Annotated in this window: 22 protein-coding genes; 11 read left to right on the top strand and 11 right to left on the bottom strand. The window is 38.0% G+C overall.

Going from position 1 to position 26,024, the window contains the following annotated elements:
* The first annotated feature begins 470 nt into the window (after positions 1-470).
* From cmk to yciH, 7 genes are all read left to right on the top strand, one after another.
* Entirely contained in the window at positions 471-1,142 is a 672-nt protein-coding gene (cmk, locus tag HMPREF2813_RS05880; RefSeq protein ID WP_005687356.1) for a (d)CMP kinase, read from the top strand.
* A gap of 102 nt (positions 1,143-1,244) precedes the next feature.
* Positions 1,245-2,894 carry a 30S ribosomal protein S1 gene (gene rpsA / locus HMPREF2813_RS05885; protein ID WP_014550687.1) on the top strand — a complete coding sequence of 550 codons (1,650 nt, stop codon included), beginning with the start codon at positions 1,245-1,247 and terminating at the stop codon, positions 2,892-2,894.
* Positions 2,895-3,016: 122 nt separating this feature from the next.
* Positions 3,017-3,301, top strand: a complete 285-nt coding sequence (locus HMPREF2813_RS05890) for an integration host factor subunit beta (RefSeq protein ID WP_011272718.1) — start codon at positions 3,017-3,019, stop codon at positions 3,299-3,301.
* A 74-nt stretch (positions 3,302-3,375) separates the two neighbouring features.
* The gene (locus HMPREF2813_RS05895) at positions 3,376-3,669 is read left to right on the top strand and encodes a LapA family protein (protein WP_005650128.1); all 294 of its coding nucleotides are present in this window, start codon (positions 3,376-3,378) and stop codon (positions 3,667-3,669) included.
* Positions 3,669-4,859, top strand: coding sequence for a lipopolysaccharide assembly protein LapB (gene lapB / locus HMPREF2813_RS05900; RefSeq protein ID WP_011961891.1), 1,191 nt, complete (start codon positions 3,669-3,671; stop codon positions 4,857-4,859). Before HMPREF2813_RS05895 ends, lapB begins: the two co-directional genes overlap by 1 nt.
* 23 nt (positions 4,860-4,882) lie before the next feature.
* Positions 4,883-5,575: an orotidine-5'-phosphate decarboxylase gene (gene pyrF / locus HMPREF2813_RS05905; RefSeq protein WP_005663540.1), complete on the top strand. Its 693-nt coding sequence runs from the start codon at positions 4,883-4,885 to the stop codon at positions 5,573-5,575.
* 6 nt (positions 5,576-5,581) lie between these two features.
* On the top strand, positions 5,582-5,902 hold the full coding sequence (gene yciH, locus HMPREF2813_RS05910) for a stress response translation initiation inhibitor YciH (RefSeq protein ID WP_014550688.1): 321 nt from the start codon (positions 5,582-5,584) through the stop codon (positions 5,900-5,902).
* Between the two features lie 28 nt (positions 5,903-5,930).
* Here the strand turns inward: yciH and hda are convergent, their stop codons facing one another.
* The 8 genes from hda to aceE form a co-directional block, all read right to left on the bottom strand.
* Positions 5,931-6,626, bottom strand: coding sequence for a DnaA regulatory inactivator Hda (hda, locus tag HMPREF2813_RS05915; RefSeq protein ID WP_005694288.1), 696 nt, complete (start codon positions 6,624-6,626; stop codon positions 5,931-5,933).
* Positions 6,627-6,691: 65 nt separating this feature from the next.
* Positions 6,692-7,936 carry a nucleobase:cation symporter-2 family protein gene (locus tag HMPREF2813_RS05920; protein ID WP_014550689.1) on the bottom strand — a complete coding sequence of 415 codons (1,245 nt, stop codon included), beginning with the start codon at positions 7,934-7,936 and terminating at the stop codon, positions 6,692-6,694.
* A 103-nt stretch (positions 7,937-8,039) separates the two neighbouring features.
* Positions 8,040-8,666 carry a uracil phosphoribosyltransferase gene (upp, locus tag HMPREF2813_RS05925; RefSeq protein WP_005652947.1) on the bottom strand — a complete coding sequence of 209 codons (627 nt, stop codon included), beginning with the start codon at positions 8,664-8,666 and terminating at the stop codon, positions 8,040-8,042.
* Positions 8,667-8,789: 123 nt separating this feature from the next.
* Positions 8,790-10,859 (bottom strand): DNA polymerase III subunit gamma/tau, encoded by a 2,070-nt coding sequence (gene dnaX / locus HMPREF2813_RS05930; RefSeq protein WP_014550690.1) that lies wholly within the window; start codon positions 10,857-10,859, stop codon positions 8,790-8,792.
* A gap of 11 nt (positions 10,860-10,870) precedes the next feature.
* Positions 10,871-11,413, bottom strand: coding sequence for an adenine phosphoribosyltransferase (apt, locus tag HMPREF2813_RS05935; protein WP_014550691.1), 543 nt, complete (start codon positions 11,411-11,413; stop codon positions 10,871-10,873).
* A gap of 158 nt (positions 11,414-11,571) precedes the next feature.
* Positions 11,572-12,996: a dihydrolipoyl dehydrogenase gene (gene lpdA / locus HMPREF2813_RS05940; RefSeq protein WP_070647003.1), complete on the bottom strand. Its 1,425-nt coding sequence runs from the start codon at positions 12,994-12,996 to the stop codon at positions 11,572-11,574.
* A gap of 113 nt (positions 12,997-13,109) precedes the next feature.
* Positions 13,110-14,729: a pyruvate dehydrogenase complex dihydrolipoyllysine-residue acetyltransferase gene (aceF, locus tag HMPREF2813_RS05945; protein ID WP_070647005.1), complete on the bottom strand. Its 1,620-nt coding sequence runs from the start codon at positions 14,727-14,729 to the stop codon at positions 13,110-13,112.
* A gap of 61 nt (positions 14,730-14,790) precedes the next feature.
* Positions 14,791-17,451: a pyruvate dehydrogenase (acetyl-transferring), homodimeric type gene (gene aceE / locus HMPREF2813_RS05950; protein WP_070647007.1), complete on the bottom strand. Its 2,661-nt coding sequence runs from the start codon at positions 17,449-17,451 to the stop codon at positions 14,791-14,793.
* Between the two features lie 299 nt (positions 17,452-17,750).
* Between aceE and mgsA the strand changes: the two genes are divergently transcribed.
* Complete coding sequence (mgsA, locus tag HMPREF2813_RS05955; protein ID WP_005687337.1) at positions 17,751-18,209, top strand: methylglyoxal synthase; 459 nt, start codon at positions 17,751-17,753, stop codon at positions 18,207-18,209.
* A gap of 63 nt (positions 18,210-18,272) precedes the next feature.
* Here mgsA and HMPREF2813_RS05960 read toward each other — a convergent pair whose 3' ends face one another.
* A complete protein-coding gene (locus HMPREF2813_RS05960; RefSeq protein ID WP_070647009.1) occupies positions 18,273-19,715 on the bottom strand; it encodes a YdgA family protein in 1,443 nt (480 codons plus the stop codon).
* 252 nt (positions 19,716-19,967) lie between these two features.
* Here HMPREF2813_RS05960 and dnaK point away from each other — a divergent pair, with 252 nt between their 5' ends.
* On the top strand, positions 19,968-21,875 hold the full coding sequence (dnaK, locus tag HMPREF2813_RS05965; RefSeq protein WP_011961899.1) for a molecular chaperone DnaK: 1,908 nt from the start codon (positions 19,968-19,970) through the stop codon (positions 21,873-21,875).
* 86 nt (positions 21,876-21,961) lie between these two features.
* The gene (gene dnaJ, locus HMPREF2813_RS05970) at positions 21,962-23,110 is read left to right on the top strand and encodes a molecular chaperone DnaJ (protein WP_005687329.1); all 1,149 of its coding nucleotides are present in this window, start codon (positions 21,962-21,964) and stop codon (positions 23,108-23,110) included.
* Between the two features lie 78 nt (positions 23,111-23,188).
* Here the strand turns inward: dnaJ and proA are convergent, their stop codons facing one another.
* Both proA and HMPREF2813_RS05980 read right to left on the bottom strand, forming a co-directional pair.
* On the bottom strand, positions 23,189-24,442 hold the full coding sequence (proA, locus tag HMPREF2813_RS05975; protein WP_050822630.1) for a glutamate-5-semialdehyde dehydrogenase: 1,254 nt from the start codon (positions 24,440-24,442) through the stop codon (positions 23,189-23,191).
* Positions 24,443-24,462: 20 nt separating this feature from the next.
* Positions 24,463-25,125 carry a trimeric intracellular cation channel family protein gene (locus HMPREF2813_RS05980; RefSeq protein WP_005652973.1) on the bottom strand — a complete coding sequence of 221 codons (663 nt, stop codon included), beginning with the start codon at positions 25,123-25,125 and terminating at the stop codon, positions 24,463-24,465.
* A 96-nt stretch (positions 25,126-25,221) separates the two neighbouring features.
* On the opposite strand from HMPREF2813_RS05980, the gene HMPREF2813_RS05985 reads away from it, so the two are divergent.
* Positions 25,222-26,022 carry a hypothetical protein gene (locus HMPREF2813_RS05985; protein WP_014550698.1) on the top strand — a complete coding sequence of 267 codons (801 nt, stop codon included), beginning with the start codon at positions 25,222-25,224 and terminating at the stop codon, positions 26,020-26,022.
* The last annotated feature ends 2 nt before the right edge of the window (positions 26,023-26,024 follow it).

The raw sequence follows: 26,024 nt of genomic DNA on the forward strand, positions 1-26,024 counted from the left end.
TATTTGATTATTTGATTATTTGATTATTTGTATTGATAGCTACGTTTTTTATTGTAATGTAGAAAAGTCTTTAGAACAAGTTTGAAAAAATGCGTATATATTAAAAGGCATAATGTCTAGCGTGCTTAATTTCAGTTTTTTGTATAAACGAAGTGTAGAACGTCAGAAGGATTGTCCAATTTAATAATAGAAAAAAGAGCTACTTTAGCTGAAAGAATTTCGTCCTTAAGTGCCACAATAGTTATTAAAAAAACCTTGAAATGTTTTTAAAAACCTTTTTCTATGTGGTTAGATTTTCTGAAATTTAAGAAAAAGCTTGAAAGGGAGTTTACGCTTTCCTAGAGCTTGTGAAATTAACTTTATTAGATAAGCCATACAAAACATGGAAGCTAGTAATAATCTCTAGGATGGTAATGAGGGGCAATTGTCTCTATAATGCGCAAAATTTTGAGAATGAAAGGATAATTTGTATGGGAATGATTATTACTGTTGATGGTCCTAGTGGTGCTGGGAAAGGGACGCTTTGTTATGCGTTGGCTGAAAAGTTGGGCTATGCATTGTTGGATAGTGGGGCGATTTATCGCGTTACTGCATTGGCAGCGTTGCAACGTAAAACTGATTTAACAAATGAAACAGATTTAGCAGAATTAGCACGTCATTTAGATATTCAATTTATTCCTCAAAATGGCGAGGTAAACATTTTGCTTGCAGGAATGAATGTGAGCCGTTTAATTCGCACGCAAGAAGTGGCAGATGCTGCGTCAAAAGTAGCAGTCTTTCAAAAAGTGCGGTCAGCTTTATTACAACTTCAGCAAGATTTTGCGAAAAATGATGGATTAATTGCGGACGGTAGAGATATGGGGACTGTGGTATTCCCAAATGCACAAGTAAAATTATTTTTAGATGCAAGTGCTGAAGAACGTGCAAAAAGACGCTATAAACAGTTGCAAAATAAAGGAATAAATGGTAACTTTGCACAGATTTTAGCCGAGATAAAAGAGCGTGATTTTCGTGATAGAAATCGTGAAGTTGCGCCGCTAAAACCAGCAGATGATGCTTTATTATTGGATAGTACAACCTTGAGTATTGGTGAAGTAATCGATCAGGCGTTAGCTTATATTCAAGAAAAGGTATCAGTTTAGATTTAACTGTTTGTTCAAGGAAGAATAAGCATTTATCCTCAACCCCGCATTTTATGGATTTTAATGTGGATGTTATTAACTTAAATTAAGAAGATTATTTATATGTCAGAATCTTTTGCTCAACTTTTTGAAGAATCATTAAAAGTCCTTGAAACTCGTCAAGGTTCAATCGTTAGCGGTACTGTAGTAGCTATCCAAAAAGGCTTTGTGCTTGTTGATGCAGGTTTAAAATCTGAGTCTGCAATTCCAGTTGCTGAATTCTTAAATGCACAAGGCGAACTTGAAATCCAAGTTGGCGATACTGTAAATGTTGCATTAGATGCAGTTGAAGATGGTTTCGGTGAAACTAAACTTTCTCGTGAGAAAGCGGTTCGTCACGAATCTTGGATTGAATTAGAAAAAGCTTACGAAGAAAAAGCGACCGTTATCGGTTTAATCAACGGCAAAGTGAAAGGTGGCTTCACAGTTGAGTTAAACGGTGTTCGTGCATTCTTACCAGGCTCTTTAGTTGATACTCGTCCAGCGCGTGAAGCAGATCACTTACTTGGCAAAGAATTAGAATTCAAAGTAATCAAATTAGATCAAAAACGTAACAACGTTGTTGTTTCTCGTCGTGCAGTAATTGAATCTGAAAACAGCCAAGAACGTGAACAAGTATTAGAAAATCTTGTGGAAGGTTCAGAAGTTAAAGGTGTCGTTAAAAACTTAACTGAGTACGGTGCATTCGTTGATCTTGGTGGTGTTGATGGTTTATTACACATCACAGATATGGCTTGGAAACGTGTTAAACACCCAAGTGAAATCGTAAATGTTGGCGATGAAGTTACTGTTAAAGTATTAAAATTCGATAAAGATCGTACTCGTGTATCTTTAGGCTTAAAACAATTAGGTCAAGATCCATGGGCAGCAATTGCTGAAAATCATCCAGTAAACAGCAAATTAACAGGTAAAGTAACTAACTTAACTGACTATGGCTGTTTCGTTGAGATCTTAGATGGCGTTGAAGGTTTAGTTCACGTATCTGAAATGGATTGGACTAACAAAAATATCCATCCATCTAAAGTTGTTAACTTAGGCGATACTGTAGAAGTAATGGTATTAGAAATTGATGAAGAACGTCGTCGTATTTCTTTAGGCTTAAAACAATGTAAAGCTAACCCATGGACTCAATTTGCTGAAACTCACAATAAAGGCGATAAAGTAACGGGTAAAATCAAGTCTATCACTGATTTCGGTATCTTCATCGGTCTTGAAGGTGGTATCGATGGTTTAGTTCACTTATCTGATATTTCTTGGAGTATTTCAGGCGAAGAAGCTGTTCGTCAATACAAAAAAGGTGACGAAGTGTCAGCTGTTGTATTAGCTGTTGATGCAGTAAAAGAACGTATCTCTTTAGGTATTAAACAACTTGAAGAAGATCCATTCAATAACTTTGTTGCAATCAACAAAAAAGGTGCGGTAGTATCTGCAACTGTTGTTGAAGCAGATGCTAAAGGTGCTAAAGTTGAATTAGCAGGTGGTGTTGAAGGTTATATCCGTTCTGTTGATTTAACAAGTGAAGTAGCTGTTGGCGATGTCGTTGAAGCGAAATACACTGGAGTAGATCGTAAATCTCGCATTGTTCACTTATCAGTGAAAGCAAAAGATCAAGCTGAAGAAGCTGCGGCAGTTGCAAGTGTAAATAACAAACAAGAAGATATTGTTATTCCAAATGCAATGGCTGAAGCATTTAAAGCAGCTAAAGGTGAATAATTAATTCACGTAATAAGGCTGGGCTGATGTCCAGCCTTATTTGTTAGGAGTTATTGCTAATATATTTGTGTAATTTATTATCAATAGATCTTAATTTAAATAATATTAAGGAAGTATAGAGGATGACTAAGTCAGAACTTATGGAAAAATTGTCAGCAAAACAGCCAACTTTATCTGCAAAAGAAATTGAAAATATGGTAAAAGATATTTTAGAGTTTATTTCTCAATCTCTTGAAAATGGTGATCGTGTTGAAGTTCGAGGTTTTGGTAGCTTTTCTTTACATCATCGGCAACCACGTTTGGGAAGAAATCCGAAAACAGGCGATTCAGTAAACTTATCAGCTAAGTCTGTTCCATATTTTAAAGCGGGTAAAGAATTAAAAGCTCGAGTGGATGTTCAGGCTTAATTGATTAAAATTTAATTAAAATATTTTTGATTAAAAAGTTTATTTTGGGTTACAAATATTTTAAAGGAAATGAAATGATTAAATATATTTTAGGTATTGTGATCTTTATTGCTATTGTGTTAGTTGCAATTACCATTGGTGCGAATAACGATCAGATTATTACATTTAATTATATTGTGGCAGAAAGTCAGTTTCAGCTTTCAAGCCTCGTTGCTATTTTATTTGGGTTAGGTTTAATTCTTGGTTGGCTAATTACTGCTTTTTTCTATATTAAGTTAAAATTAAAAAATATGGCACTAGCTCGTCAAGTGAAACGTCAGACTTTACAAATCAATGAATTGACGACTACGCGCGATAAGGTCGTTTAATGATAGAATTACTCTTTCTATTATTGCCTATTGCTGCTGCCTATGGCTGGTATATGGGGCGGCGTAGTGCGAAGAAAGATCAAGATGACATAAGTAATAAACTCTCCCGAGATTATGTTACGGGAGTGAATTTTTTACTTTCCAATCAAACTGATAAAGCTGTAGATTTGTTTTTAGATATGTTGCAAAAGCAAGAAATCGAAAATGAAATCGAAAGTCACTCTCAATTTGAAGCAGAACTTACACTTGGCAATCTGTTTCGTTCTCGAGGCGAAGTTGATCGCGCATTGCGCATTCATCAAGCTTTAGATCTTAGTCCTAATTATACTTTTGAACAAAAATTACTTGCAAAACAACAGCTTGCTCGAGATTTTATGGTGGTTGGTTTTTTTGACCGAGCTGAGAATCTTTATATTTTACTAGTAGATGAACCTGAGTTTGCAGAAAATGCTTTACAGCAACTTTTAGTGATTTATCAAAAGACAAAAGAATGGAAAAAAGCAGTCAATATTGCTGAAAAACTCGCTAAAATAAAGCCACAAGAGAATAATATTGAACTTGCGCAATGTTATTGTGAATATTCACAAAGTTTAGAGCCTGAAAGTGCGGTTGAAAAACGCAGTGTTTTACAAAAGGCTTTGTCGGTTTCTCCGACTTGTGTTCGCGCTTCTTTATTGCTTGCAAATTTAGCAATGCTTGACGGTCAATATCAACAAGCAGTAAAAATATTAGAAAATGTTTTGGAGCAAAATCCAGATTATACGGGTGAAATTTTGTTACCTTTAAAACATTGTTACGAAGAATTAAATCAGTTAGATAATTTTGAGTTATTTCTAATTCGTGCAGGTCAAATTATTAATAATGATGAAGTAGAGCTAGCTTTGGTTAAATTAATTGAAGAAAAAGATGGCAAGTCTGCTGCTCAAGCTAAGCTTTATCAGCAACTCACGAAAAAGCCAAGTACTTTAATTTTCCATCGTTTTATGCAATATCAAATTGATGATGCAGAAGAGGGACGGGGAAAAGAAAGCTTAATTTTATTACATAAAATGGTTGGCGAAAGAATTAAGCAAACATCGCCTTATCGTTGTACAAATTGTGGTTATCAAATCCATAAGCTATTATGGAATTGCCCATCTTGCCGTCAATGGGAAAGTATTAAACCAGTTTCAAATCAAGAACATAATTAATTGATACTCAGTGAGGTAACACTATGACAAGTAAAATTATTGTGGCATTGGATTATGAGAAAGAAGCAGAGGCTCTTGCTTTAGTTGATCAAATTGATCCAAGTTTGTGTCGATTAAAAGTGGGTAAAGAAATGTTTACTACACTTGGTATTAATTTTGTAAAACAATTACATCAACGTAATTTTGATGTTTTTTTGGATCTGAAATATCACGATATTCCAAATACGGTAGCAAGAGCAGTTCGTTCTGCTGCTGATTTAGGCGTATGGATGGTGGATTTACACGCAAGTGGTGGCTTGCGTATGATGGAAGAAGCGAAGAAAATTCTTGAACCTTATGGGAAAGATGCACCATTGCTTATTGCTGTGACGGTATTAACCAGTATGGAAGACTTGGATTTATTACAAATTGGGATTAATGCATCGCCAATGGAACAAGTTTTACGCTTAGCTCATTTAACCCAACGGGCGGGTTTAGATGGTGTAGTCTGTTCCCCTCAAGAAGTTGAAATTTTACGTAACGCTTGTGGAGAAGATTTTAAATTAGTGACCCCAGGGATTCGTCCAATAGGAACTGATTTTGGCGATCAAAGACGTGTAATGACGCCTACTGCAGCAATTCGTGCAGGTTCAGATTATTTAGTTATTGGACGCCCAATAACTCAAGCGGATAATCCTGCGGAGGTTCTCCGTTCTATTAATGTATCTATTGGGTAATCATAAATGTCAGATTCTGTTTTAGTGTATTCAACAGATGTGGGTCGAATTAAAGAGGAAAAGGCTTCTGTAGTTCGCCCAAAAGGAGACGGTGTTGTACGTATTCAAAAACAAACGAGTGGTAGAAAAGGTGCTGGCGTATCAGTTATAACTGGTTTAGATTTATCTGATGAGGAATTGAAAAAATTAGCTGCTGAATTAAAAAAACGTTGTGGATGTGGTGGAGCAGTTAAAAATGGTATTATTGAAATTCAAGGGGAAAAACGAGATTTGCTCAAGCAATTATTAGAGCAAAAAGGGTTTAAAGTTAAATTATTAGGTGGATGATTAAAAAGGCGCATTAGTGCCTTTTTTGTTAGAGATTCAAAATTTTTTTGACGAAAGGAATCGTAAGATTTCGTTGAGCTTGTAATGATGCTTTATCTAGTAGGTCAAGTGCTTCAAATAGAGTATGCATATCTCGTGCTAGTCGTGTAATTAAAAAATTTGCAGTTTCGTCAGATAATTGGAATCCTCGTTGGTAAGCTGCGAGTTGTAGTACTTTGATTTTTTGTTCGTCTGTTAATGAATTTAATTGATAAATTTCCCCCCAAGTTAAGCGAGAGTTTAAATCAGGCAATTTGACAGAAAGTGCGGAAGGCGATTTATCTGCACTAATTAGTAAAAGCGTTTTCCCACTTGCTTTAATTCGATTAAACAGATCAAAAATAGCTAATTCCCATTCATCATTTCCGATTACACTTTGTAAATCATCTAAGCATACTAATTCTTGTTGCTCTAAATTTTCAAGAACTGCGGTAGAAAAATATTGAGATTTGCTAAGGGGTACATAAATAGCAGTACGTTGATTGATTAAATATTCGTTACTGAATGCTCTAAGTAAATGGGTTTTACCAGAGCCTTTATCTCCCCAAATGTAGAAAAACGGTTGTTTTAAATCAGATGAATTTTTGCGTAAAGAATCGAGCAATAAAAGATTATTATCGCCGTAAAAGTTCTCTAATGTAGCATCATCAATTTGATGAATAGGTAAGGGAAGTTGCTTATTCAAATGTTTATGTAGTACAGATTAAGTAAGAAAGGGCTAAATGATAATTTAACCCTTTGAAATGAGGCTTATTCTACTTCATTTTTTGCTTTCGGTAAAACAAGGTTTAAGATGATAGCAACAATCGCGCACAAGCTGATACCTTTTAGTGATACGTTACCCACATCTACAAACATATTGCCGATACCAAATGTCATTACGACAGAAATAATACAAAGATTACGAGCTTCGGTAACATCAACTTTTCCGCGAATTAAGGTATTCATGCCCACAACTGCGATTGAACCGAAAACAAGCATCATAATTCCACCCATTACAATCGTTGGAATGGTTGATAGGAATGCGCCTACTTTTCCACAGAATGAAATCGCAATAGCCCAAACTGCAGCCCAAGTCATAATATTTGGGTTAAAGTTGCGTGTTAGCATCACAGCACCAGTAACTTCCGCATAAGTCGTATTAGGCGGGCCACCAACTAAAGAGGCAGCAGCGGTAGCGACGCCATCGCCTAATAAAGTGCGGTGTAATCCTGGTTTTTTTAAAAAGTCTTTACCTGTTACCGAGCTAATCGCCATAATACCGCCAACGTGTTCTACGGCGGGGGCAATAGCAATTGGTAACATATAAAGAATGGCTTCTAGGTTAAATTCAGGTGTCGTTAATTTGGGCAAACTGAACCAAGGCGCATCAATCACTGGTTGGAAATTAATTAAACCCAGAAATAAACACAAAATATAGCCTGCGGTAATACCGAACATTATTGGAATAAGTTTCATCAATCCTTTGGCAAATACTGCCACAGATAAAGTGGTAAGAAGCGTTACCATTGAAACTAATACTGCGTCGTTATAAGCATAGGCACTGTTTTTGCCTAAGGACATATCCACCGCAATAGGTGCAAGCCCCATGCCAATGATAATAATTACTGGCCCAACAACCACTGGTGGGAAAAAACGTTGTAATGCTTCTGCTCCCCGTAATTTTACTAAAGTGCTCAAGGCGAAATAAACAAGACCAGTGAACGCTAAACCGCCCATCGTAGTCGCAATTCCCCAAGTTTGTACGCCATATTGAATGGGCGCGATAAAGGCAAAAGATGATGCCAAGAAAATAGGCACTTGTTTGCCTGTGCAAAATTGGAAGAGTAGGGTGCCAACGCCTGCCGTTAATAATGCCGTATTGGAATCAAGGCCTGTAATTAATGGCACGAGTACTAGCGCACCAAATGCAACAAAAAGCATTTGTAGGCCAACGAAAGATTGTTTTAATTTGCTTTGATTTTCCGCTAGGGAAGGAGGGATTTGGTTTGTCATTTAGTTTCAACTCTCTGTTTGAATTAACTTAAAAGTGCGGTCAGTTTTTTTTGTGTTTCACGCACGGAAAAAAGACGGCTTAAATGCCGTCTTGTTTTGGGGATTATTTTGTCCCAAAAATTTTATCGCCCGCGTCACCAAGACCGGGAATAATGTAACCTTGTTCATTTAAATGGCTATCAATAGAAGCGCAGTAAAGTTCAATGTCAGGGTGTGCAGCCTCAAGAGCTTTAATTCCTTCTGGTGCAGCGACTAACACTAATACTTTGATATGTTTACAACCTTTTGCTTTTAAAAGATCAAGGGTGGCAATCATAGAACCGCCCGTTGCAAGCATCGGATCGACAACAATTGAAAGTCGCTCTTCTAAATCGCTAGCTAATTTTTGGAAGTAAGGAACTGGTTCAAGGGTTTCTTCATTACGGTAGATCCCCACTACACTGATGCGTGCGCTTGGTACGTGTTCAAGTACACCATCCATCATACCTAAACCTGCACGTAAAATTGGCACAACCGTTACTTTTTTACCTTTAATTCGATCGATTTCTACTGGCCCATTCCAACCGTTGATCGTTACTTTTTCAGTTTCTAAATCAGAGGTTGCTTCATAGGTTAATAGGCTACCGATTTCTGTTGCAAGTTCACGGAATTTTTTTGTATCAATCTCAGCTTCACGCATCACACCTAGTTTGTGTTTTACAAGTGGGTGTTTTACTTCAACCAGTTTCATTTTCACTCTCCTTTTGGCTCTTAAAAAACAAATTGACAAATTCTAGATTAAAAAAATACAAAATGGTAGAGGTTTATAAAAATATTCTGACTTGAAACGGGAGTTTTCAATACAATATTGTCTTTAAACTGGTCGAATACTTTCTACATCTAATTTTGCATCAAACTCATTAAGTAGAATTTGTAATTTACTATCTTTTTGCAACTCATTTTGAGCTTTTTCCCGCAATGCTTGATAAATATTGCGGCGATATTCAATTGGCGTCGTGACATTGCTATCATCAAGATTAATTGTTAATCGAATATCTTTACCTTGTAATTTGCTTAATGCTTCAGCTAAATTTTTTATACTTCTGTCTTGGCGTAAATGGGATTTTTCTGAACGTAGTCCAAGATTGATTTCATCATCGGTTTTGCTTTGTAAGAAACAATTTAATGCTAATTCTTTGCTAAATCCTGTTAAGCCAGAACGCTCAACTATATCTGCCCACTCATCTTGTTGAGTTTTGGTAATGATTTTTAAACGTAATTCAGGCGTAATATCTTTTAAAATCGCCTGTTTTATATCAGAAGGACGAACGCCTGTATCGGCTTTAGCAAGTTCTGGATTGCTCCATTCCCAACGATAGGTGTCAGCACTCAAGATTTCTTGCTCATCTTGAGCAATTTCTACATTATCATCACTTGAATTTTCTTCTGTGCTATTTTTTTGTGGAGCCTGTGCGGCATTTGGTGGTGATGTTGGCTTTTCTATGTGCTTGGGCTTTGGCTTTGGCTCAGTCATTTCTCGCACGGGAAGTGCGGTCATTTTTTTATGAGATTTTTCTTCGTCTAGTTCTTGGATGTGATGTAAGGTTTCACTTACTACAGCTAATGATTCAGCTTTGTGTTCTTGACGTTCTTGGTTTTCCAGTTGTGTTAAATGTTCAAGCGCATCTAAAGCCGAAAGGCTTGCCAAATTTGGAATGCTCGTTTTATTTGGTTTTACTTGAGAATAAGCAGATTTGATACTTTGCGACAGTACTGGCACATCGACATAATTATCCGTATTTTCAACCGCACTTGGCGTTGATGGCGGTGGAGTAATAGTAGTGTTAGCCTTTGGTACTGCCGTAAGGAACTTTGGGTGGAATGCCAATGCCCTCAATAATGTCATCTCTGCACCAATACGACGATTTGGCGCATTTGATAAATCTTTTCTACCAGAAACAATGACTTGATAAAAAAACTGAACATTTTCTGGAGAGATATGTTTGGCTAAAAATGAAAAATGTTCATTGTTATCTGAAGATTTTTGTGGAAGAAGTTGCATAAGCGCAATTTGATGTAATTTTTCTGCACATTCGCCAAGTAATTTATCCCAATCGCCTGCCGCATCTGCAACTCTTTGCAGTGTTCGCATTAAGAGTTCGCCATTGCCTTGATGTAAGGCGTATAAAATATCAACAGAATAGTTATCATCAAGCAACCCTAACATATTGCTTACAACATTATTTGTAACTTGTCGGTCGCCCATTGCAATGGCTTGATCCGTTAAACTTAAGCTATCACGAATACTTCCTTGCGCCGCTTTTGCAAGTTTAACTAATGCAGGTTCTTCAAAAGGAATATTTTCTTGCGTCAAAATATGGGCAAGATGCTGGGAGATTTGGGTTTCATCTAATGCTTTAAGATGAAATTGTAAACAGCGAGAAAGAATAGTTACAGGTAGTTTTTGTGGATCTGTTGTCGCGAGTAAGAATTTTACGTATTCGGGCGGTTCTTCCAAAGTCTTGAGCAACGCATTAAATGAATGACGAGATAGCATATGAACTTCATCGATTAAGTAAACCTTAAATCTGCCCACAACTGGTTTATATTGCACGTTATCTAATAATTCACGCGTGTCTTCAACTTTTGTGCGAGACGCCGCATCAATTTCAATTAAATCAATGAAATTGCCTTGCTCAATGGCTTTACAATTTTCACATTCGCCACAAGGCGTTGCCGTTACACCGTGAACACAATTTAATCCTTTCGCGAATAATCTAGCAATAGAGGTTTTTCCTACACCACGCGTGCCTGAAAAGAGGTAAGCGTGATGTAGTCGATTATCTTTTAATCCATTTGCTAATGCCGTGATAATATGTTCTTGCCCAACGACATCAGCAAATGTTTTTGGTCGCCACTTTCTGGCTAAGACTTGATAGCTCATCGAATCCTTAATTAGTGACCTTCAAAATTGACGAGTGTATGGCAATCAACACCTAAATGATTTAAGCGTTTTTCGCCACCTAATTCAGGTAAATTAATCACAAATGCAGCGTGTTTTACAGTTCCACCTAAACGTTGCACTAATTTTACTGTTGCTTCAACGGTGCCACCTGTTGCTAATAAATCATCAATAATTAAAACATTATCTCCTTGTGAAATTGCATCAACGTGCATTTCTAAAGTATCTTGACCATATTCTAATTGATAAGATTGCGAAATAGTCTCACGTGGTAATTTTTTAGGTTTACGCACTAATTCAAAAGGCAATCCTAAGGCTAAAGCTACCGGTGCACCAAAAATAAAACCACGAGATTCAGTTCCAAGTACTTTTGTGATTCCTTTGTCTCGATATTGTTCCACAATAAGATCTATTGTTGCTTTAAAAGCTGCTGGAACTTCTAAAAGGGTCGTAATGTCGCGGAAGATAATGCCTTCTTTTGGATAGTTAGGAATTGATTTGATAGAAGATTTAATTAAATCAAGTTGTGTAGTCATAAATAATGCTCAAAAGTGCGGTAAAAAAATAAACGTTTTTAGGCTGGCATTCTATCATAAAAAAACAGAAAGGGAGGAAAATAAAAATCCCCTATTGGGGATTTTTATTTAAGTTTGAATTTACAATTTAAGATGAATTAAAACTTCTTAGATAGAAATTATTTTTTCTTCGCTTTTGCATTTGGAAGGTCAGTGATTGAGCCTTCAAATACTTCCGCAGCTAAACCAACGGATTCGTGTAAAGTTGGGTGTGCGTGGATAGTTAATGCAATATCTTCTGCATCGCAACCCATTTCAATTGCCAAACCGATTTCGCCTAATAATTCCCCACCATTAGAACCTACGATTGCACCGCCAAGTACGCAATGAGTATCCTTATCAAAGATTAATTTCGTCATACCTTCTGAACATTCAGAGGCAATAGCACGACCTGATGCTGCCCAAGGGAATTTAGCCACTTCGTAGTTTAAGCCTTCTTGTTTACATTCTTTCTCAGTTTTACCTACCCACGCCACTTCTGGTTCGGTATAAGCGATTGATGGAATTACTTTAGGATCGAAGTAGTGTTTTTGTCCCGCAATGACTTCTGCGGCAACGTGACCTTCGTGAACACCTTTATGTGCTAACATTGGCTGACCTACAATATCCCCAATTGCGTAGATATGTGGTACGTTGGTACGCATTTGTTTATCAACGTGAATAAAACCACGATCATCCACTTCAACACCTGCTTTACCTGCATCAATCAATTTACCATTTGGCACACGACCGATAGCAACAAGCACCGCATCATAACGTTTGGTGTCATTACAGGCTTTGCCTTCCATTGAAACATAGATACCATCATCTTTTGCTTCAACTGCAGTCACTTTGGTTTCAAGCATTAACTTGAATTTTTTCTCAACTTGTTTAGTGTAAATACCAACAACATCTTTATCTGCTGCAGGAATCACTTGGTCGAACATTTCAACAACTTCAACTTCAGAACCTAAAGCATTGTATACAGTACCCATTTCTAAACCGATGATACCACCGCCCATAATAAGTAGTTTTTTCGGTACTTCTTTTAATTTGAGCGCATCTGTTGAATCCCAAATACGAGGATCTTCGTGTGGGATAAAGGGTAATTGAACTGGACGAGAACCTGCCGCAATAATGGCATTGTCGAATTTAACAGTCGTTGGGTTTCCATCGCGATCACGCGCAACTAATGTGTGAGAATCGGTAAAAGTCGCTAAACCTTCAACAACAGTCACTTTACGTGCTTTTGCCATTCCCGCTAAACCGCCAGTTAATTTAGCAACAACAGCTTCTTTTCCTGCACGTACTTCATCTAGATCAATGCGTGGTTCACTAAAATAAATACCATTTTTATTAGCGTGCTTTGCTTCTTCAATTACTTTTGCAACGTGTAATAACGCTTTAGATGGAATACAACCTACGTTTAAACACACCCCACCTAAGGTTGAATAACGCTCAACAATAACAGTTTCTAATCCTAAATCCGCACAACGGAATGCGGCTGAATAACCTGCAGGACCTGCACCAAGTACAACGACTTGGGTTTTAATTTCTTTACTCATTTTTACCTCGTAAAAACGTTCAAAATATTGACCGCACTTTTACGGTCTTTGTAGGATGGGTTTCTGCCCACCAAAGATTTCATTAATCGGTGGGCTTAAAGCCCACCTACAGATTACATTACTAAGCGACGTAAATCTGCTAAAACAGAGCCAAGATAGCTAATGAAACGAGCACCATCTGCACCATCAATGACACGGTGGTCGAATGATAATGACATCGGAAGAATTAAGCGTGGCGCAAATTCTTTACCGTTCCATACTGGCTCCATTGATGATTTAGACACACCAAGGATAGCTACTTCTGGCGCATTTACGATTGGCGCAAAGTGAGTTGTACCAATACCACCAAGACTTGAAATGGTGAAACAGCCACCTTGCATATCAGATGCAGTCAATTTGCCTTCACGGGCTTTTTTCGATACTTCCATTAATTCACGTGAAAGTTCGATAATGCCTTTCTTGTTCACATTTTTGAATACAGGCACTACTAAGCCATTCGGCGTATCTACTGCGACACCGATGTTAATATATTTTTTCAGGATTAAGCGTTGAGCATCTTCGGTAATTGAGCTGTTGAAACGTGGATACGCTTCTAATGCTTTTGCCACCGCTTTCATAATGAACACAACTGGCGTGATTTTTACACCGAGTTTTTGTTTTTCTGCTAATGCATTTTGTTCTTTACGGAACGCTTCTAAATCCGTGATATCTGCTTTATCGAAGTGAGTAACGTGTGGAATTATTACCCAGTTACGATGTAAGTTAGCACCTGAAATTTTGTTGATACGACTTAATTCAACTTCTTCAATTTCGCCAAATTTACTGAAATCAACTTTTGGCCATGGCAATAAGCCTAATCCAGCACCATTTGCTACACCATTGCCAGTAGCTTGTGCTGTTGCACCGCTTTCATAAGCTTTAACTGCGGTCTTCACATAAGCTTCAATATCTTCTTTAACGATACGACCTTTACGACCAGTACCTTTTACTTTATCTAGATTTACACCAAATTCACGAGCTAAACGACGAATTACTGGTGTTGCGTGTGCATATCCTGTACTTGCTTCTACTTGTTCTTGGCTTAATCCAGATACGTTGTTATTTGATTGAGGTGCTTGTGCAGTAGTAGCAGGAGCTGCTGCCTGTGGTGCTGAAGCTGATGCTGCTGGAGCTGCTGCCTGTGGTGCTGATGTTGCTGGAGCTGTACCTGGTACTTCAAAACGCATAATTAATGAACCAGTTGAAACTTTATCGCCTGATTTCACTAAAATTTCTTTTACCACACCGCCGAATGGTGCAGGAACTTCCATTGAGGCTTTATCGCCTTCAACGGTAATTAAAGATTGTTCTTCAGTGATTGTATCGCCAACTGCAACCATAATTTCGGTTACATTGACTTCATCGCCACCAATATCTGGCACATTTACTTCTACAATAGCTGAAGCCGTTGGTGCGGTAGCAACCGCTGGAGCAGTAGGCTCATCAGCTGCTGGAGCAGCACCTGCCGCTTCTAATACAAGCATTGGAGTACCAGTTGAAACTTTATCGCCCACTTTCACTAAAACTTCTTTTACAACACCCGCTTCTGGTGCTGGGACTTCCATTGAAGCTTTATCGCCTTCAACGTTAATGATAGATTGATCAACAGAAATGGTATCTCCTACGTTTACCATCACTTCTGTTACGGTAACTTCATCACTACCAATATCTGGAATATTAATTTGTTTTGACATTTGTTTGTTCCTTTTAAAGTGCGGTCAAAATTTACCAAAATTTTAACCGCATTCTTATCAATTACGCATAAAGCGGATTGATACGATCTACATTTAAGCCAAATTTTGCAATCGCATCAGCCACTACTTTATTAGTAACTGTACCTTCTTTTGCTAATTGTGAAAGTGCTGCAACCACCACATAACGAGCATCGACTTCGAAGTGTTCACGTAAGTTTGCACGGCTGTCTGAACGACCGAAACCATCTGTACCTAACACATGATAATGACGACTTGGTACAAATGCACGGATTTGATCTGCGTATGCTTTAACATAGTCAGTTGAAGCAACGGTTGGTAAATCAGCTAATACTTGAGTAACATAAGGCACACGTTGTGTCTCTGTTGGGTGTAATAAGTTCCAACGTGCTGCATCATGACCTTCGCGTGCTAATTCATTGAATGAAGGCGCAGAAAATACATCTGAAGTCACACCGTAGTCATTTGCAAGAATTTGTGCCGCTTCACGCACGTGGCGCATAATCGCACCAGAACCTAACAATTGAACGTGACCTTTGCCTTTTTTACCTTCCACTGTTTCAAATTTATATAAACCTTTACGGATACCTTCTTCCGCACCAGCAGGCATTGCAGGTTGATCCATAACTTCATTTAATGTAGTCATATAATAGAATACATCTTCTTGTTTTTCGCCGTACATACGGTTGATACCATCTTGCATAATAACAGCAACTTCAAATGCGAATGATGGATCGTAAGTAACGCAATTAGGAATAACGCCAGCTTGAATATGGCTGTGACCATCTTCGTGTTGTAAACCTTCGCCATTTAAGGTTGTACGACCAGAAGTACCCCCTACCATAAAGCCGCGCGCTAATTGGTCTCCCGCTGCCCACATTAAATCGCCTACGCGTTGGAAACCAAACATTGAGTAATAAATAAAGAATGGGATCATTGGTTGGTTATTGACAGAATATGAATTTGCTGCGGCTAACCAAGATGCGGTTGCACCTAATTCATTGATACCTTCTTGTAGAACTTGACCATCTTTTGCTTCACGATAGTAAGCCACTAAATCACGATCTGAAGGAACATAGTTTTGACCATGTGGGTTATAAATACCTACTTGACGGAATAAACCTTCCATACCGAATGTACGCGCTTCATCCGCAATCATTGGAACGATAGTTTTACCAATATTTTTATCTTTTAATAGGATGTTTAATGCACGAGTGAACGCCATAGTGGTTGAAATACCACGAGGTTGTTCTTCTAATAAGGCCTTAAATTCTTCTAATGCAGGTACTTTATATTCAACATCAAATTTAGTACGACGAGCAGGAACATAACCGTTTAATGCTTTACGGTGGCCATGTAAGTATTCATACTCAGGTGTGCCTTCAGCAAATTTAATGTATTCTAATTTTTCGACTTGTTCATCGGTTAATGGTAGTTCAAAGAAGTCACGGAAACCTTTAAGGCTTTCGTAAGACATTTTTTTAGATTGGTGAGCGGTATTTTTACTTTCCGCTTCAGGAATTTTATAACCTTTAACTTGATGAGCTAAAATTACAACTGGTTTCGTTGCATTTTGTGCTTTTACATAGGCTGCATATAATTTTTCGCTATCGTGTGCACCACGGCGTAATGCCCAAATTTCATCATCGGTCATATCTGCTACTAATGCCGCAGTTTCTGGGTAACGACCGAAGAAGTGTTCACGAATATAAGCACCATCTTTAGATTTAAAGGTTAAATAGTCGCCATCAACCACTTCCATCATTAACTGAGTTAATTTACCTGAAGTATCTTTCGCGAATAATTTATCCCAATCGCTGCCCCATAAAACTTTAATCACTTCCCAGCCAGCACCAGTAAATAGCCCTTCTAATTCTTGAACGATTTTACCATTACCATTAACCGGGCCGTCTAAACGTTGTAAGTTACAGCTGATCGTGAAGATTAAGTTATCTAATTTCTCACGAGCTGCAAAAGTTAATGCCCCTTTAGACTCAATTTCATCCATCTCGCCATCGCCTAAGAATGCATAGACTTTTTGGTCTTTGGTGTCTTTTAAGCCACGGTTATCTAAGTATTTTAAGAAACGCGCTTGGTAGATGGCATTCACAGGGCCTAAACCCATAGAAACCGTAGAGAATTGCCAGAATTCAGGCATTAATTTAGGGTGTGGATATGAAGATAAACCGTCGGTAAAGGCTTCTTGACGGAAGTTATCCATTTGTTCTTCAGTTAAACGACCTTCTAAGAATGCACGCGCATACATACCTGGTGCTGCATGGCCTTGGAAGAAAATTAAATCACCACCGTTTTTCTCTGTTGCAGCTTTAAAAAAGTGGTTGTAGCAAACTTCATACATGGTTGCAGCAGATTGGAAAGTGGAAATATGCCCACCTAAATCAAGATCTTTCTTCTGACTGCGTAAAACCATCGCGATCGCATTCCAACGTACTGCTGAACGAATACGACGTTCGATGGCGTGATCACCTGGATAAGCAGGTTGCTCAGCCACAGGAATAGTATTCACGTAATCAGTGGTAACTCCTGTTGGCAATGAAACACCACTTGTACGTGCTTGACCAATAACTTGCTCAACGATATATTGAGCACGCTCAACGCCCTCTTCACGAATTAATGAATCTAATGATTGCAACCAATCTTGTGTTTCGATTGGATCAACGTCATTTTTTAAAATCTCAGACATAGGTTTTCCTTAATCTGTTTTGAGTGAATATTAGTTTAGACAAGGCTAAACACGAATACGGCAATATTTGCTTTTCACAAACATTTAACAAATCTTGTAAATTTTAGAAGATTTTTTGAGATAAAGATAGTGAATTTTCATCAAATCATCATATCAAATCAGCTTTGCCATAAATAATTATTTGAAAGTGCGGTAATTTTTTTGTGTTTTTTTGTTCGCTAAAATAACCAGTAAAATATTGCATTCCATCGGGCTTTGTTTTAAAGTTTTTTCAGATTTTTTTCAAAAAGGACTCAGCAATGCAGACAACAACTCGAACCCTCACTCAACACAAACGTATTGCACTTGTGGCTCACGATAGTTGTAAAAAAAATTTACTGAATTGGACGCAAAAACACAAAGAGGCACTTAAGCCTCATATACTTTATGCAACAGGTACAACAGGGCATATTTTAGAACGAGAAACAGGTTTAAGCATTCAATCTTTATTAAGTGGTCCGATGGGAGGTGACCAACAACTTGGTGGATTAATCGCAGAAAAGAAAATCGACATGATGATCTTCTTTTGGGATCCAATGAATGCCGCCCCACATGATCCTGATGTGAAAGCCCTTATGCGTATTGCAACAGTGTGGAATATCCCTGTTGCGATTAATCAAAGCTCTGCAGATTTTCTTTTAACTTCAGTTTTATTTGAACAAGATGTGGAAATTGACGTGCCAGATTATGAAGGGTATTTAAAAGAGCGTTTAGCTTAAACTGCAACGAAAATTTACCGCACTTTATAGTTAAACAGGGCGATAATTTATCGCCCTGTTTTGTTATCTCCCAAATCCTCCCATTACAAGAATGAAGAGGATCATTTTCAATTGTTCTTCTGGGATTGGCTTGCCGTTTAGTTTCAATTCGTTATTCTCTAAAGCAAGCGTTAATGTGACGGTTTTATCGGTGTTTACGATAATGCCATTTGCTTCGCCTTCAGCAACTAATTCATCTATTCGGTAGATTAAATCTTGCTTTTGGTTTTCTGGTGTGAATTTAGATAACAATGAAATTGCAGTTTCTTTATTCACATCAAAATTAATGGAAAAATCTTTGAATTGTTTGTATAAGCCACTGCGTATTAAATCAAATTTAGGATTTGGCACTAAAGCAATATTTAGATCCAATGCCACTTTGCCTTTTTCATCAGAAATAGAAAGAGGGGTAAATTTAATTTGAGGCTGATTATTCGCAATGATCATGCCTGCTTGTTGTAATTTTTGCACCAATGGTTTAGATAAAGGCGTATCTGAGTCGGCTTTGCCTATTGCAACTAAAATATTTAAAAGTTCTTGTAATGCGTTGCCATCAATATGGTTGAATTCTACATTGTTGGTCACTTTACCTAAGTTGTTACCGTTAATATGTAATTCATCCAGATTTGTTTTATTGATGATATTTACTGTATCTCCCTCAACTTGTGTAGTTAAATTTGCTTGGCTGTTTTTCTGAATAAGAGAGAATTTTTCGCCAGTCTCTGCAGATTCGGTATTTTGCTCAAAATAGCCTATTTTACTATTGATATTCCCACTATAAATAAATGGCCATTTTGTGCTTTGCAACGAGCCTTGTACGACAAGATCTTTTATTTTAATTGATGAAGCGGTTGAAACTGCATGATTAGGGGCATTTGAATTAAATGTATCGACAGATAGCACATAGTTATTTGGTGTATTTTGGTTTAAATCAATATTTAATACGACATTTGACCAATCAAAATCTGTCTTAGATTGCTCATTGTGATATTGCCCCGATGCAAGTTTTAATTCCGCATTACCGCTTAATGAATAATTCATTGTGAAATTCAGTTGTAACGGTTTCTCTGATTCTGTGATATCAAAGAATGCCTGAGTTGTTGCATTTTTTTCTAACAATGTTTGGCTTGAAAAAATGGCTGGAACGAAATTCAGTTTTGCCACGCGATCAAGTGGCAAAGGCCCGTGATAAAGTATTGATGATAAAGGAATAATGATCGTTTCATTTGCTTTATGAATTTCAATTTGATCTTGAATATGAGACGCAAATAATCCTCTGTCATATTTTATATTTTTATAAAAAATTTTACTTTCTTCTAATGCCTCAGTTTTGGCAAATAGTTGATTTAATTGTTTTAGTTGATGTAAATATTCTTCTTCAGCTTTTTTCCCTGTAAACCATGCACTGGTACACCAAACAGCAGCAAGCGCAACGACTACGCCTGCAGCAATTTTTGATTTTTTCATTTATTTCTTTCCTATTTTAAAGTAAAAATTTTCGCCAAATTTATCACAAATCCCTTTTTCTTGCCTGAAAATTTTTGTTTTCCCCTTGAAGTTCATCATTTGAGACTTATTTTGAAAAACAAGAACGGAAATTACCGCACTTTAAGAAATAAAAAATTTTTAAAATTTTCTCTTGAAATGCGAAGGAATATCCACATCTTAAAACTCGTAATAAATTACCCTGAATTTTAAAATTTTTACTAGGAGTACAAAATGGGAAAAATTATTGGTATTGACTTAGGTACAACAAACTCTTGTGTAGCTGTAATGGACGGCGATAAAGCGCGCGTTATTGAAAATGCAGAAGGGGCACGTACTACTCCGTCAATCATTGCATATACAGATAATGAAACCTTAGTCGGTCAGCCAGCAAAACGTCAAGCAATCACTAACCCAAAAAATACATTGTTTGCGATTAAACGTTTAATTGGTCGTCGTTTTGAAAGCGAAGAAGTTCAACGCGATATTAAAATTATGCCTTTTGAAATTACTCGTGCTGACAATGGTGATGCTTGGGTAAACGTGAAAGGCGACAAATTAGCCCCACCGCAAATTTCAGCAGAAGTGTTGAAAAAAATGAAAAAAACGGCAGAAGATTTCTTGGGTGAAGCGGTAACTGAAGCGGTAATTACTGTTCCTGCATACTTTAATGATGCACAACGTCAAGCAACGATTGATGCAGGTAAAATTGCAGGCTTAGATGTTAAACGTATCATTAATGAACCAACAGCGGCTGCGTTAGCGTTTGGTTTAGGTTCAAGCAAAGAGAACCAAGTGATCGCTGTTTACGACTTAGGTGGTGGTACATTTGATATTTCAATCATCGAAATTGATAACTTTGATGGCGAACAAACTTTCGAAGTATTGGCAACTGGTGGTAACACTCACTTAGGTGGTGAAGACTTCGATAACCGTGTAATTGATTACATTATTGATGAGTTCAAAAAAGAACAAAACATTGATTTACGTAATGATGCAATGGCATTACAACGTGTGAAAGAAGCTGCAGAGAAAGCAAAAATTGAACTTTCATCAGCGCAATCTACTGAAGTGAACCTTCCGTACATCACTGCAGATGCGACAGGCCCTAAACACTTAGCATTAAATATCACTCGTGCAAAATTAGAAGCATTAGTAGAAGATTTAGTGGCAAGCTCAATTGAGTCTTTGAAAGCGGTATTAAAAGATGCAGGTAAAGGCGTGAGTGAAATTCACGATATTATTCTTGTGGGTGGCCAAACTCGTATGCCACTTGTACAACAAAAAGTTGCTGAGTTCTTTGGTAAAGAAGCACGTAAAGATGTGAACCCTGATGAAGCGGTGGCAATCGGTGCGGCAGTTCAAGGTGGTGTATTAAAAGGCGATGTGAAAGATGTTCTTTTATTAGACGTAACTCCATTATCTTTAGGTATCGAAACCATGGGCGGTGTGATGACCACTTTAATTGAGAAAAATACCACGATTCCAACTAAAAAATCGCAAGTATTCTCAACAGCAGAAGATAACCAAAGTGCGGTAACTATTCATGTTCTTCAAGGCGAACGTAAACGTGCGGCAGACAATAAATCTTTAGGTCAATTCAACCTAGAAGGTATTAATCCTGCACCGCGTGGTATGCCACAAATCGAAGTAACATTTGATATCGATGCAAACGGCGTAATCAACGTATCAGCAAAAGATAAAAATACGGGTAAAGAGCAACAAATTCGTATTCAAGCATCGTCTGGTTTATCTGATGAAGAAATTCAACAAATGGTGCGTGATGCAGAAGCAAATGCTGATGCAGACCGTAAATTTGAAGAAGTTGTTCAAGCTCGTAACCAAGCAGATGGTATTGCTCACGCAACACGTAAACAAATTGCAGAAGCTGGCGATGCATTGAGTGTCGCAGACAAAGAGAAAATTGAAACTGCAGTCGCTGAGCTTGAAACAGCGGCAAAAGGCGAAGATAAAGCAGAAATTGAAGCGAAAATTGAAGCGGTAATTAAAGCCTCTGAACCGTTAATGCAAGTGGCTCAAGCAAAAGCTCAACAAGCTGGTGGCGAGCAACCACAACAATCATCAGCAAAAGATGATGGCGTGGTAGATGCTGAATTTGAAGAAGTGAAAGATAATAAATAATTCACCGCTCTTCTTAGCATAAACAAAGGGCGTGGAAACACGCCCTTTTGGTGTATTTATTTTCAGCAACAAATTACAAAATTACTATGGCAAAAAAAGATTACTACGAAGTCCTTGGCCTACAAAAAGGGGCGAGTGAGGACGACATCAAACGTGCGTATAAACGTTTAGCGTCTAAACATCACCCCGATAAAAACCAAGGCAGTAAAGAAGCAGAAGAAAAATTCAAAGAAATTAATGAAGCTTATGAAGTATTAGGCGACGATCAAAAACGCGCAGCCTACGATCAATATGGCCACGCAGCCTTTGAACAAGGTGGTGGCACTGGTGGCTTCGGTGGCGGCTTTGGCGGTGCTGATTTTGGTGATATGTTCGGTGATATTTTTGGCGATATTTTCGGCGGTGGTGGACGTGGTCGTCAGCGCGTTGTTCGTGGCGAAGACTTACGTTATGACTTAGAAATTAGCCTAGAAGAAGCCGTAAAAGGTACAACCAAAGATATTCAAATCAATACTCTTGCACATTGTGATAGCTGTGGTGGCTCTGGGGCAGAAAAAGGCTCTAAAGTGGAAACTTGTCCGCATTGCCACGGTTCTGGTCGAATTCGTCGTCAGCAAGGTTTCTTTGTATCTGAAAGTATCTGTCCAACTTGTCACGGTAGCGGTAAGAAAATTGAAAAACCTTGTCGCAGTTGTCATGGAGAAGGACGAGTTCATAAGAAAGAAAATCTTTCAGTAAAAATTCCTGCAGGCGTAGATACGGGCAACCAGCTTCGCTTAGCTGGTAAAGGTGCAGCGGGCGAAAATGGCGCACCAGCTGGAGATTTATATGTTGTGATTCACGTGAGAGAACATAATATTTTTGAACGTGATGGCTCTAATCTTTACTGTGAAGTACCAATCAGCTTTGCTACTGCAGCGCTTGGCGGTGAAATTGAAGTGCCAACTTTAGATGGCAGAGTGAAACTCAAAATCCCTGCTGAAACGCAAACAGGAAAATTATTCCGCATGCGAGGAAAAGGTGTCACCTCTACACGTAGTGGCTATGCGGGCGATTTAATTTGCCGTATCGTGGTAGAAACGCCAGTTAATTTAACCAGCGAGCAAAAAGAATTACTTCAAAAACTTGAGGAAAGTTTACAAGGTAAAGATTTAAGTAAACATGCACCAAAATCTTCAGGATTTTTAGACGGTGTGAAAAAATTCTTTGATAATTTGGGTAAATCTGACAAATAAAGATAGTGAAAAAGTCCGCATTTCGCGGACTTTTTTATATGCAAATAATCTCTTCTAAAAATTACCGCACTTTAGGTTTTATTTGCGGACAGTATATTCGCCTTCACAAACCCATTTATAACTGGTTAATGCTTCTAATCCCATTGGGCCACGAGCATGAAGTTTTTGGGTACTCACGGCAACTTCTGCGCCTAATCCAAATTGTCCGCCATCAGTAAAGCGTGTGCTTGCATTCACATAAACGGCTGCCGCATCAACTTGATTGATAAATTGACGGGCTAGGTTTTGTGAAGCGGTTAAAATACTTTCAGAATGTTGCGTACCATATTGGCGGATATGCTCAATAGCAGCATGAATATCTTCCACAACAATGACATTCAAATCCAATGATCCCCATTCTTTGCGTAATTCTTTTTCTGTCACTTCGCAGACATTCGCACCCGCTTGTTTCAATATATTAAGTGCGGTGGGTTTTGCATGATATTTTACGTTTTTAGCGGAAAGGTGAGAGACGAGTTTTGGTAAAAATTCTTCAGCAATAGAATGTTGAACTAACAATGTTTCCAATGTGTTACAGGTGCTTGGACGTTGGGTTTTGGCGTTATCAATAACAAAAATCGCTTTATTTTGATCCGCACTTTCTTCAACGAAAGTATGGCAAACACCCACGCCACCCACAATAACAGGAATAGTAGAATGTTGTTTACACAATTCATGTAAATCCGAACCACCACGAGGAATAATCATATCCACATAGCGATCCAGTTTTAATAATTGCATAACGAGTTCACGGTTTGGATCGGTAATGGCTTGCACAGCAAATTTTGGTAAGCCTGCTTGCTCTAAAGCATTTTGCACAACTTCGATTAAAATCTTGTTAGAAAACTGCGTTTCTTTACCACCGCGTAAAATCACCGCATTGCCAGTTTTAAGGCAAAGACTTGCCACATCAATGGTTACATTTGGGCGAGCTTCATAAATTGTGCCAATGACACCGAGCGGAGTGCGTACGCGTTCGATTTTAAGTCCGCTATCCAATGTACCGCCGTCTATGATTTTCCCCACAGGATCTGCAAGTGAAATAACGTGGCGTACATCATTAGCAATGCCTTGTAAACGCTCTTGCGTGAGCAGTAAGCGATCAATCAAGGCATCCGATAATTCATTTTGTTTGGCAAGTTCAATATCTTTTGCGTTTTCGGCTAAGATAAGTGGTGCTTGTTGTTCGAGTTGTTCTGCAATAATGGATAATGCACGATTTTTTTCAGCAGTGGTGAGTTGAGCCAAGATAAATGCTGCATCTTTGGCTTGTTTACCCATTTGTTCTAACATAGTTATTCCCTTTATTGTATTTATTTCTTTTTATTTGGCAGCTTATCTTGTTCTTCCGATGTGAGTTCTTGGTAATTAAACACGGGTAAACCCCATTCGAAATGAATAGCTAAAAGACGTAAAGTAAAGCTGCTAATAAGTGTGAGTAACACGGCAAGCGTATGTTCTACTTGAAGTGTACTTAATGCGTAATAAGTCAGCGTGGCAAATAGCGCAATGCTGGCATAGAGTTCTTTTTGGAATACGAGAGGAATTCGATTGCATAGCATATCGCGTAGAACTCCGCCAAAGGCACCCGTAATACAACCTGCAATACAAACAATAGTGAGGCTATGTCCCATATCCATTGCAATTTGTGCACCAATAATGGAATACACCACTAAACCCATCGCATCGAGCACCAAGAAAATAGTGCGAAAGTAGCGCATAAAATGATTGATGAATGGCGCAACATATACGGTAATTACCGCCGCACTTGCCACCATTAAAAAATATTCTGGGTGCTTAACCCAGCCGAGAGGATAATGCCCAAGCAGTACATCACGCACAGAACCGCCACCAATGGCAGTGACGGATGCGATAATGATCACGCCAAAAATATCCATTTTTTCACGACCTGCCGCAAGTGCGCCTGTCATTCCTTCAGCGGTGATACCGATGATATATAAAATACTAAGTAACATTCATGTACCTAAGTGCGGTTAAAATTGGTTTCATTTTACTTTAAAATTTAATGAATTTTTAGCATAATGGTGCATTATTTTTCAGTCGTCAAAATTATGTCAGAACAATCTTCTAAATATATCGCAGCATTGCTTGCGGTATTATCGATCTCAATGGTGCTTGGCATCGATCTATTTATTTTTTCTTTGCAATCTGAAAAGCAAACAATGCCTCATTTAGGTGTAGGCGTGTTGGTTGCACAGTTAATTTCTTTATTGGTGTTTTATCGTGGCGAAATTTGCCCAGGGCAGCGTGGTCGTTTAATCAAAGTGAATATGACTTTTGCTATTTATTGGGCAGTGTGGTTGCTGATAAGCCTATTACAAAATAATCACACGCTTACTAACGTGATGAGCGTATGTGGTCTTTCTGTCGTGTATTTTATTTGGAAACAACCCAAAACTGAAAAAATCCGTAACAGTTTTTTATTGATGGCTGCATTAATTGCGGGTTTAGGTTGTTTGAGTTATTTAATGATTTTTACCGTGCTTCCTGCGAGTGATTTTGCTGAATATAACCCTTTTGCACCAATTTTATCTGGCGTGATTTTAGCAAATCTTGCGCTTGTTATTGCACGAAATCGTTTACAAGGTTTTATAGCATTGTTGCCTTTAGCAATGATTATATTGCTTGCTCTAAATGCTTTGGCAATGTTTTTATTTTTACTTTTAAATGGTATGGAAAGTGCGGTTAATTCTGAGAGTGTTTTTGCCTACATCATTTATTTTGTTTGCCATTTTGTGATTGCGGCTATTCTGATTCTGCATAGTTTCCAAAAGTGGACATTATCTACCAATAGTTTATTTATCCTATTATTTATTGCTGTTTGCTTGCCGTTATGGATGGTTTTTGTTTAATA

Origin of the sequence: Haemophilus sp. HMSC066A11 (genome assembly GCF_001811665.1) — a bacterium.
In the GTDB taxonomy this organism is placed as follows: Bacteria; Pseudomonadota; Gammaproteobacteria; order Enterobacterales; family Pasteurellaceae; genus Haemophilus; species Haemophilus influenzae.